This is a genomic window from Streptosporangium sp. NPDC000563 (assembly GCF_040299985.1).
In the GTDB taxonomy this organism is placed as follows: domain Bacteria; phylum Actinomycetota; class Actinomycetes; order Streptosporangiales; family Streptosporangiaceae; genus Streptosporangium.
Window position 1 is genome coordinate 169,944 of the sequence record NZ_JBEPDA010000011.1, and the last position, 9,405, is coordinate 179,348.

Sequence of the window (9,405 nt, forward strand, 5' to 3'; positions counted from 1 at the left end):
TGGCGACGAGAGAGGCCGCGCCTCCTGGATCGTGCGAGCCGTCATGAGACGCGCGTTGACGACCCAACGCTCCTAAATTAGGTTAGCCTTACCTGAATTAAGGGGAGCTTCGTGCTGACCAGGGAAGAACTGCACCGTTCGCTGACGGACCTGCTCGGAGAGCGGGTGGAGGCACACGACAATCTCATCGAGCTGGGCATGGACTCGATCCAGCTGATGGGATTGACCGGCCACCTGCGCCGCCTCGGCGTCGAGGTCGGCTTCGCCGAACTCGCGCGGCGGCCCACGCTGGCCGAGTGGTGGGAACTGCTCGCCGAGCGCGGCGCCATCGCGCCGCACCCGCTTCCGTCCCCGAACTCCGCTTCCGAGTCTGTTTCCGGGTCCGCTCCCGGGACCAAGGCCGGTTCCGCTTCGGATTCCGGGATCGAGTCCGGCTCCGGCTCCAGATTCGGTTCCGGTGCCGCCCTCGACGGCGTTCCCGCCCCTGCCGCGGAACGGGGGGACGCGGAACCGGACGGGTCGTTCCCTCTCGCGCTCATGCAGCACGCCTACTGGATCGGCCGGGACTCCGGCCAGTCGCTCGGCTCCGTCGCCGCGCACCTCTACGTGGAACTCGACGGCCGCGAGATCGACCCCGCCCGGTTGGAGGCGGCCGTCGTGGCACTCGCCGAGCGGCATCCGATGCTGAGGGTCGCGATCTCCGACGAGGGAACCCAGCGCATCCTGCCGGAGCGGCCGGGCCCCGCCGTCACGGTGCACGACCTGCGCGCCGTGCCGGACCCCGCCGGGGAGCTGGAACGGCTGCGCGCCGAGATGTCCACCCAGCGGCTCCCCATCGAGACGGGCCGGGTCTTCGACGTGCGGCTGAGCCTGCTGCCTTCCGGCGCGACGCGGCTGCATCTGGACGTCGACATGGTCGCCGCCGACGCGATGAGCTACCGCACGCTGCTGGCCGACCTCGCGGCGCTGTACGAGGGCGAGAACCTGCCGCCGATCGGCTACGGCTACGCGCGCTATCTCGCCGCCGACCCGCGCGCCGAGGCACGCGACCGCGACCGGCGCTGGTGGGGTGAGCGGCTCGGCGAGATGTCGGGGCCACCCGAGCTGCCGGTCGTGCCGCAACCGGGCGACCGCGTCGTCCGCAAGCACCACTGGCTGCCTCCCGAGGACAGGCGGCGGCTCATCGCCCGCGCCCACCGCGAGGGTGTCACCCCCGCGATGGCGCTCGCCGCCGTCTTCGCCGAGGTGATGGGCGCCTGGTCGGCGACCCCGCGCTTCCTGCTGAACCTGCCGCTGTTCCACCGCGAGCCGATCCACCCCGACGTGGACGCCGTGGTCGGCGACTTCACCGGTTCCATCCTGCTTGAGGCCGACCTGTCGAGGGAGTTGCCGTTCACCGAGCGCGCCCGCGAGGTTCAGACGCTGATGCACACGGCCGGTGAGCACAGCGACTACTCCGGCCTGGAGGTGCTGCGGGATCTGTCGAGGTCGCGGGGCGAGCAGGTGCTCGCCCCGATCGTCTACACCAGCGCGCTCAACCTCGGCGAGCTGTTCGGCGACCGGGCGCGGCGCAGCTTCGGAGAACCGGGATGGATCATCTCCCAGGGGCCGCAGGTGCTCCTGGACGCCCAGGTCACCGAGGTCTCCGGCGGACTGCTGCTGAACTGGGACGTGCGCGACCCCGCCTTCCCCGAAGGCGTCGCCGACGCGATGTTCGCCGCCTACACGGGGGCGATCACCCGTCTGGGCGCGCCGGACGCCGACTGGAGCGAGCCGCTGCGGATCGGCGCCTCGCCGGACCGGCTACGCCTGCGGCACGAGCTCAACGCCCAGCCACCGCCGCCCGCGCGGACGCTGCACGAGGAGTTCTTCGCGCGGGCGCGCCGCACCCCCGGCCTCCCCGCGCTGCACTGGGGCGGCGATGGCACGGGCGGCACTCGTGGCGCCGACGACGTCGGTGGCGATGGCGATGGCCGCACGCTCACGTACGGCGAGCTGGCCGACCGTGCCCTGCGCGTCGCCGCCCATCTCGTGGAACGGGGGGTGCGGCCGGGTGACCGGGTCTCGGTCGAGCTGCCCAAGGGGCCGGACCAGGCCGTGGCGGTGCTCGGCGTGCTGGCGGCCGGGGCCGCGTACGTGCCCGTCGGAACGGGGCAGCCCGCCGTCCGGCGGGAGAGGATCCTCAGGACGGCCGGGGTCGCGGTCTCGCTCACCTCGGCCGTGACGCACCCCGCGCCGCTGGACGAGCCGGTGCCCGTCCCGCCCGGCCAGGTCGGCTACGTGCTGTACACCTCCGGCTCCACCGGGGAGCCCAAGGGCGTCGAGGTCTCGCACCGGGCCGCGATGAACACGATCGGCGATCTGGTCGAGCGGTTCTCGATCGGCGAGGCGGACGTGTCACTCGCCGTGTCGGCCCTCGACTTCGACCTGTCGGTGTTCGACCTGTTCGCTCTCTGGTCGGCCGGCGGCGCCGTGGCGATCCCGCTGGAGGACGACCGTCGCGACGCCACTCGCTGGGCCGGACTGGTCGAGCGGTGGTCGGTGACCGTGCTGAACTGCGTGCCGTCGGTGCTGGAGATGCTGCTGCGCACCGGCCCCGCGCCCAGCCTGCGGCTGGTCCTGCTCGGCGGCGACCGGGTCGGCACGCACCTGCCCGCGCTGCTGCGGGAACGCTCGCCGGGAGCACGGTTCGTCGCGCTCGGCGGTACGACGGAGACCGCCATCCACTCGACCGTGATCGAGGTCGACGGCGAGGTGCCCGCGGACTGGACGGCGGTCCCGTACGGCGTCCCGTTGCGCGGGGTGGCCTGCCGGGTCGTCGACGAGGCCGGGCGCGACCGCCCCGACTGGGCGCAGGGCGAGCTGTGGATCGGCGGCGCGGGGGTCGCGGACGGCTACAGCGGCGACGCCGAGCGCACCGCCGACCGGTTCGTCGTCCACGAGGGCATCCGCTGGTACCGGACCGGGGACATGGCCCGCTACCGGCCCGACGGCACGCTGGAGTTCCTGGGACGGCGCGACCACCAGGTGAAGGTGCGCGGGTTCCGGATCGAACTCGGCGAGGTCGAGACGGCGCTGGAGAGCCACCCCCGGGTGCGCCGCGCCGTCGCGCTCCTCGCCGACTCGCGCCTGGCCGCCGCGGTCGTGCTCGCCGGGGAGGCTGACCAGGAGGCGGAGCCGCACAAGACGGCGCAGGAGAAGACCGGGACGGAGGAGACGGGACGGGAAAGGGCGGGCCTGGAGAGGACCGGGCGGGGAAAGACGGGGCCCGAGGAGAGCGCGACACGAGAACTGCTCGCCCACGTGCGAAAACTGCTGCCCCCGCACATGGTTCCCGACCTCCTGGTGCCCCTGAAGGCGCTCCCGCTCACCGCGAACAACAAGGTGGACCGCAAGGCGCTCGCCGCCCTCGTCGCAGCGGCGGCAGGGGAGACGGGCACGCCCTACACGGCGCCGGGCACGGCGCTGGAGCGGGTGCTCGCCCGGGTCGTCGGTGAGGTGCTCGGCGTGCCGAGGGTCGGCGCGCACGACGACATCTTCGCGCTCGGCGGTGACTCGGTGCTGGCCACCACCGTCATCGCGCGGCTGCGCGAGGCACTCGACGCCTCCTCGCTCCCGCTGCGGGCGCTGTTCACCGAGCGGACCGTGTCGCGCGTCGCCCGCCGGTTCGTCGAGGTGGAGGAGGCCCCCGGCAGGCTGGAGGCGGTCGCCGAGATCTGGCTCATGGTCGAGGACATGTCCGAGGACGAGCTCACCGAGCGCCTGGGCGCGGGGGAGTCCGGCTGACGCTCCGCGACCACCCCCGGCGGGACGTGACCGCCGGGGGTGGTCGCGGTAACCGGTGCCGGTCGCCCGGGACCGCGCCTCCGGTGCGACCATTCCCTCCGCTCACGAGCGGAGGGAATGGTCGTCGCGGTCAGCGGACGGGGGAGAGCCTCAGCACCGCCTTGCCCCGGGAGAGCGAGACCACCCGTACGCCGATGCCGTTGACCGACCCCGTCGAACGGAGGCCGAGCACCGCCTGCGAGGTGACACCGGGGCCGGTGGCCCGTACCCGCACGAAATCCCGGCCGAAGGAGACGGACAGCCGGGTGACGCCGAATCGAGGGCTGACCCGGAACCGCACCGCCTTCGAGATGGTGAGCTTGCACCTTCCGTCGTAACACGCTCGGAGGTTCGGGCCGGTGGCCTTCCCTCGCGCGACGGCGCCCGTCGCCGGGGCGGCGGCCGAAACCGGTGCGAGGGCGACCGTTGGCGTTTCCGCCGGGGTCAGGCCGGACTGCGCCGGTGCGGTGCCGCCGGTCAGGGCGACGAGCAGCAGGAGGGCGGCGGTCGTCTGAGGCATGTTCTTCCTCTCGTCGTTCCTGCGGTTTCCCCCAGAGGCCGGGCCGTGGTTCGTCGGGTGGGCGTCACCGGCGGTCCTGCGCCGGCACGGGACATGAGGGGTTTGCTGTCGCTTCTCACGATCTGGCAAGAGCGGTCGTTTTTCCAGTGGTTTCTTCGCGGTGCCTTTGCCTGGACGGTTCTCACCCCGGCCGGCGCGGCTCGGCGTCCCTGGACCGGGCCTTTCCCGGTTCGGTGTCCTGCGGGTCGGTCCTCAGGGTCGCGCCGCGCAGGCCGGTGAGCGTGAGGGCGAGGCCGAGGGCGAGGGCGGCGCTGGCCGCGCCGTACACGACGATCGCGGTGCCGGGTGCGAGGTAGCGGCCGAGGACGCCCGCGCCGAGCGCGCCGACGGCCTCGCCGCCGGTCTCCTGGGCGGCCCACAGGGCGTTCACCCGTCCAAGGTAACCGTCGGGGGTGTGCGCCTGGATGAGGCCGTAGCGGAGGATCTCCTCGACGGACGCGACGAGGCCGTACCCGAAGAGGATCGCGACGGCGAGCGCCGGATGGGTCGCCAGCCCGAGGCAGGCGAGCAGCGCGAAGCCGCAGACCGAGGCGACGAGCAGCGCCTTGCCCGGCGCGCGTGACCGTCCGGTCCAACCGCTGGTGACCGAGCCGAGCACCGCGCCGCAGGCGGGCGCGGCGTAGAGCAGGCCGATCGTGGCCGGGCCGCCGCCCAGCCGCAGGGTGGCGAACGCGGGCATGAGCACCGGGATACCGCCCGCCACCATGAACAGCAGGCCGAGCAGCATGAGCGAGCCGACCACGCGGTGCGAGGCCACGAACCGCAGCCCCGAGCCGATCGCTCTGAGCGGGTTCTCCGTGACCTCGACGGCCGGTCTGAGCGCGGGCAACCTCGTGAGCAGGCCGAGGGTGGCGAGCGTTCCCACGGCCGCTGCCGCGTAGTTCCACCCGACGCCGAACGCCGACACGGTCAGGCCGCCGAGCGCGGGGGAGAGCATCGAACCGAGCCGTACGGTCAGCGCGTTGAGCGCGCCCGCCGCGACCAGCTTGTCGGGAGGAACGAGGGCGGGGGTCGCGGCGAGCAGCGCGGTCACGCTGACGCCGGTCGCGAGCCCGTCCCAGGCGGCGAGCACGTAGATCGCCGCGAGCGAGGGGGAGGGCAGGAAGGCGTTCAGCGTCAGCAGCGCGAAGCCGATACCGGCGGCGGTGCGTGCGACGAGCATCAACCGGCGCCGGTCGTGCCGGTCGGCGAGCACACCGCCCCACAGGAATCCCGCGAGCAGCGCGAAGCCCTCGGCCGAGGAGACCGCGCCGACGTGCACGGTCGATCCGGTCATCGCGTAGACCTGTACGGGCACCCCGACCATCAGCATGCCGATCCCGAAGACCGACACGGTGCGCGCCACGAACACGTCGCGGAAGGCTCTGCTGGTCCGGAGCGGGCTGATGTCCATGGCCAGACGGCGCAGCATCTTCGGGGTTCTCCTCACCGAACACAGTGGATAAGGTGAGGCTAACCTTAGTTGACCTTAGGGAAAGAGGACAGACCAGTGCAGCGGGTCCTTATGAACGGAAAAATCCACCGTGCCACCGTGACCCAGGCGGATTTGCACTACGTGGGTTCCCTGACGATCGACGCCGACCTGATGGCCGCCGCCGACATCGTCGAAGGTGAGCAGGTCCATGTCGTCGACATCGACAACGGCGCCCGCCTGGTCACCTACGCGATCACCGGCGAGGCGGGCAGCGGGGTGATCGGCGTCAACGGCGCGGCGGCCCACCTGGTCCACCCCGGACACCTGGTCATCGTCATCTCGTACGGGAACTTCGACGACGCGGAGGCGCGGGCGCACCGGCCCAAGGTCGTGCACGTGGACGGAGCCAACCGCGTCGTCGCGCTCGGCGGCGACCCGGCCGAGCCGGTCGCGGGCGCGGTGGCCCAGATCGCGGGGAGGTGACCCGTGGAGGGATTCACCCCCTGGCCACAGGAGGTCGCGGCGCGCTACCTGGCGGAGGGCTACTGGAGCGACCGGCCGCTCGGCGACGTGCTGAACGGGGGCGACCCCGAGCGGACCGCGCTCGTGGCCGGGGACGAGCGACTCACCTACGCCGAGCTGGACCGCCGGGCCGAGCGCACCGCCGCGGGTTTCGCGCGGCTGGGCATCCGGCGCGGTGACCGCGTCGTGGTGCAACTGCCCAACACCACCTCATTCGTCGTCGTCTTCCTCGCCCTCGTCCGGATCGGCGCCGCCCCGGTGCTCGCCCTGCCCGCGCACCGCAGCAGCGAGATCGGTTACCTGTGCGAGCTGAGCGAGGCGAGGGCGTACGTCATCCCGGACGCGCACGGCGGATTCGACTACCGCGACCTGGCCCGCTCGCTGGCCGTGGAGCACGTCGTGGTGGACGGGGACGCCCAGGAGTTCCTCGCCCTCGCCGACCTCGACACCGACCTCGACCGTGGCTCCGCCCTTGACTCCGACCGAACTCCCGGTCGCGACACCGCCCCCGATCACGGCCTCGTCTCCGGACCCGTGTCGTACGAGCGGCCGGATCCGGCCGACGTGGGGGTGTTCCTGCTCTCCGGCGGCACCACCGGACTTCCGAAGCTGATCCCGCGCACCCACCGCGACTACGTCTACAACCTGGAGGCGAGCGCCGAGGTCTGCGGCTTCACCCGCGAGACCGTCTACCTCGTGGTGCTCCCGGTCGCGCACAACTTCGCGCTCGCCTGCCCCGGGGTGCTGGGGGTGTTCGCCAAGGGCGGCACCGTCGTCCTCGCCCCCTCCGGGTCACCCGACGAGGCGTTCCCCCTCATCGAGCGGGAGCGGGTGACGGTGTGCGCGGTGGTGCCGCCCATCGCGCTGCTCTGGCTTGAGGCGGCATCCTGGTCGCGGGAGGACCTGTCGTCGCTCCGGCTGCTGCAGGTGGGCGGGGCCAAGTTCGCCGCCGAGCGGGCCGAGCGGGTTCCCGGCGTGCTGGGTTGCGCGGTGCAGCAGGTGTTCGGAATGGCCGAGGGGTTGCTCAACTACACCCGGCTGGACGATCCCCGCGAGCTGGTCGACACCACGCAGGGCAGGCCGCTGTCCCCGGCCGACGAGATCCTCGTGGTCGACTCCGACGGCGCGGAGGTCGCCCCCGGCGAGGTCGGGGAGCTGCTCACCCGCGGTCCGTACACCCTGCGCGGCTACTACCGCGCACCGGAGCACAACGCGCGCTCCTTCACCACCGACGGCTTCTACCGGACCGGAGACCTGGTGCGGGTGCTCCCCTCGGGACACCTCGTCGTGGAGGGCCGCGACAAGGACCAGATCAACCGGGGCGGTGACAAGATCTCGGCAGAGGAGCTGGAGAACCACCTGCTCGCCCATCCGGCGGTGCACGACGTCGCGGTGGTCGGCATCCCGGACCCGGTGATGGGGGAGCGGACCTGCGCCTTCCTGATCGTGCGGGACCAGGCGCCGACCCTCAGGGAGATCAAGCGGTTCCTCAGGGAGCGCGGTGTGGCCGGATACAAGTGGCCCGACCGCGTCGAGCCGGTCGAGGCGTTCCCCCGCACTCCGGTCGGCAAGATCAGCAAGAAGGAGCTCGCCGCGAGCCTGCGCTGAGCTCCTCCGCTTCTCAGGTGCGCGGGACCACGTACGGGGCGATGCTGGAGAGCTTCTCGCAGGTCTCCTCGTACTCCCGTTCCGGCGTCGAACCTGACACGATGCCGGCGCCGGCCCGCAGCCAGGCCCGGCCGTTCTCGCTGTAGACGGCGCGCAGCACCAGGGCGGCGTCCATCGCCCCGTCGTGTGAGACAGCGAGGACGGCTCCGGCGTAGAGCCCTCGGGGCTCCTCAAGTCTGGCGATCGCGTCGACGGCCGCCGGCTTGGGGATGCCGGAGGCGGTCACGCCGGGAAACAGCGCGTCGAGCGCGTCCCAGCCGGTGCGGCCGGGCGCCAGCTCACCGCTGACACTTGATCCCAGGTGCTGCACGCTGCCGCGTTCCTTCACCGCCATGAAGCCGGTGACCCGGACCGTGCCGGGCACGCACACCCGGTACAGCTCGTCCTGCGACGCGCGTACGGATACCGCGTGCTCGAAGATCTCCTTGGGGTCGTTCTCCAGCTCGTGGCGGGTCCGCGAGTCCACGTTCTCACCTTGGCCGAAGGCGCGCGTGCCGGCGAGCGGCTGGGTCGTCACCGTGCCGTGCCCGTCGACGCCCGCCAGCACCTCGGGACTGAACCCGGCGGCCTGGAAGCCTTCCAGGTCGAGGAGGAACGAGCGGGCCGGGGTGTTGGCGGCACGGCCGCACGCGTACGTCGCGACGACGTCGACGGGGAACGGGATCGGCAGCCGCCGGGAGACGATGACCTTCTCGTAGAGCCCGGCGTCGATCTCGGAGATCGCCTGGGCGACCCGCGACCTGTAGAGGTCGCCGCCGGTGCGCACGTCGACCGGCGACGGCGACGACGGCGATCCGGGGACGACCTGGCCGGACAGCAGCTCGGCGACCCGCTCGGCCTCCTCGGCGTCCATGCTCACCACCAGCGCGCGCCCCGCCTCGACGCGCACCTCGGTGCGCGGCACGACCAGGTGGGCGAGCCTGCCCGCGGGGGCGAGCGCGGCGAACTCGAACGCGATCCAGCCGTAGGCGTTCCACGCCGGCCACGGGGCGGTCCGCAGCGCCGCCTCCAGCGCCGCGGCCGGTCGGCCCGACCACGGCTCGTCGAACCGGTCCACCGGGTCGAGCGGGTCCAGCGCGTGCAGCGGATCCAGCGGGTCCAGGGGGTCCGGCGCGTGCGCGGGGTCGGCGGAGGCCGGGGAGGGGGCGTCCAGCCAGCGGCTGCGGACGACTCCGGGTTCGAGGATCACCTCACCCGCCACCCCGCCCGCGAAGGTCCACAGGCCCGGCCGCTCGTACACGACGTAGTCGTCGAACAGCCCGGACTGGGCCAGGTGGGTGACCAGGCGCAACGGGTCGGCCGCGCTCTCGACGACTATCTCCGTGCGCGTCTGATCCGTGCGGACACCAGAGGACAAGGAACCCACCCCTTTATGAAACCGGACAACTTCCAGCAA

General features: G+C 72.6%; 6 protein-coding genes. 3 read left to right on the plus strand and 3 right to left on the minus strand.

What is annotated here, in order from left to right; translation table 11 throughout:
* Positions 1–111 precede the first annotated feature (111 nt).
* The gene (locus tag ABT352_RS24705; RefSeq protein ID WP_350947276.1) at positions 112–3,786 is read left to right on the plus strand and encodes a non-ribosomal peptide synthetase; all 3,675 of its coding nucleotides are present in this window, start codon (positions 112–114) and stop codon (positions 3,784–3,786) included.
* Between the two features lie 130 nt (positions 3,787–3,916).
* Here the strand turns inward: ABT352_RS24705 and ABT352_RS24710 are convergent, their stop codons facing one another.
* Together ABT352_RS24710 and entS are read right to left on the minus strand one after the other, a co-directional pair.
* Positions 3,917–4,345, minus strand: coding sequence for a hypothetical protein (locus ABT352_RS24710; protein WP_350947277.1), 429 nt, complete (start codon positions 4,343–4,345; stop codon positions 3,917–3,919).
* 181 nt (positions 4,346–4,526) lie between these two features.
* Positions 4,527–5,816: an enterobactin transporter EntS gene (gene entS, locus ABT352_RS24715; RefSeq protein WP_350947278.1), complete on the minus strand. Its 1,290-nt coding sequence runs from the start codon at positions 5,814–5,816 to the stop codon at positions 4,527–4,529.
* Between the two features lie 78 nt (positions 5,817–5,894).
* Between entS and panD the strand changes: the two genes are divergently transcribed.
* The gene (gene panD / locus ABT352_RS24720; RefSeq protein WP_350947279.1) at positions 5,895–6,302 is read left to right on the plus strand and encodes an aspartate 1-decarboxylase; all 408 of its coding nucleotides are present in this window, start codon (positions 5,895–5,897) and stop codon (positions 6,300–6,302) included.
* A gap of 3 nt (positions 6,303–6,305) precedes the next feature.
* Positions 6,306–7,949 (plus strand): (2,3-dihydroxybenzoyl)adenylate synthase, encoded by a 1,644-nt coding sequence (locus ABT352_RS24725; protein WP_350947280.1) that lies wholly within the window; start codon positions 6,306–6,308, stop codon positions 7,947–7,949.
* Positions 7,950–7,962: 13 nt separating this feature from the next.
* Here the strand turns inward: ABT352_RS24725 and ABT352_RS24730 are convergent, their stop codons facing one another.
* Positions 7,963–9,366 carry a salicylate synthase gene (locus tag ABT352_RS24730; protein ID WP_350947281.1) on the minus strand — a complete coding sequence of 468 codons (1,404 nt, stop codon included), beginning with the start codon at positions 9,364–9,366 and terminating at the stop codon, positions 7,963–7,965.
* Positions 9,367–9,405: the final 39 nt, after the last annotated feature.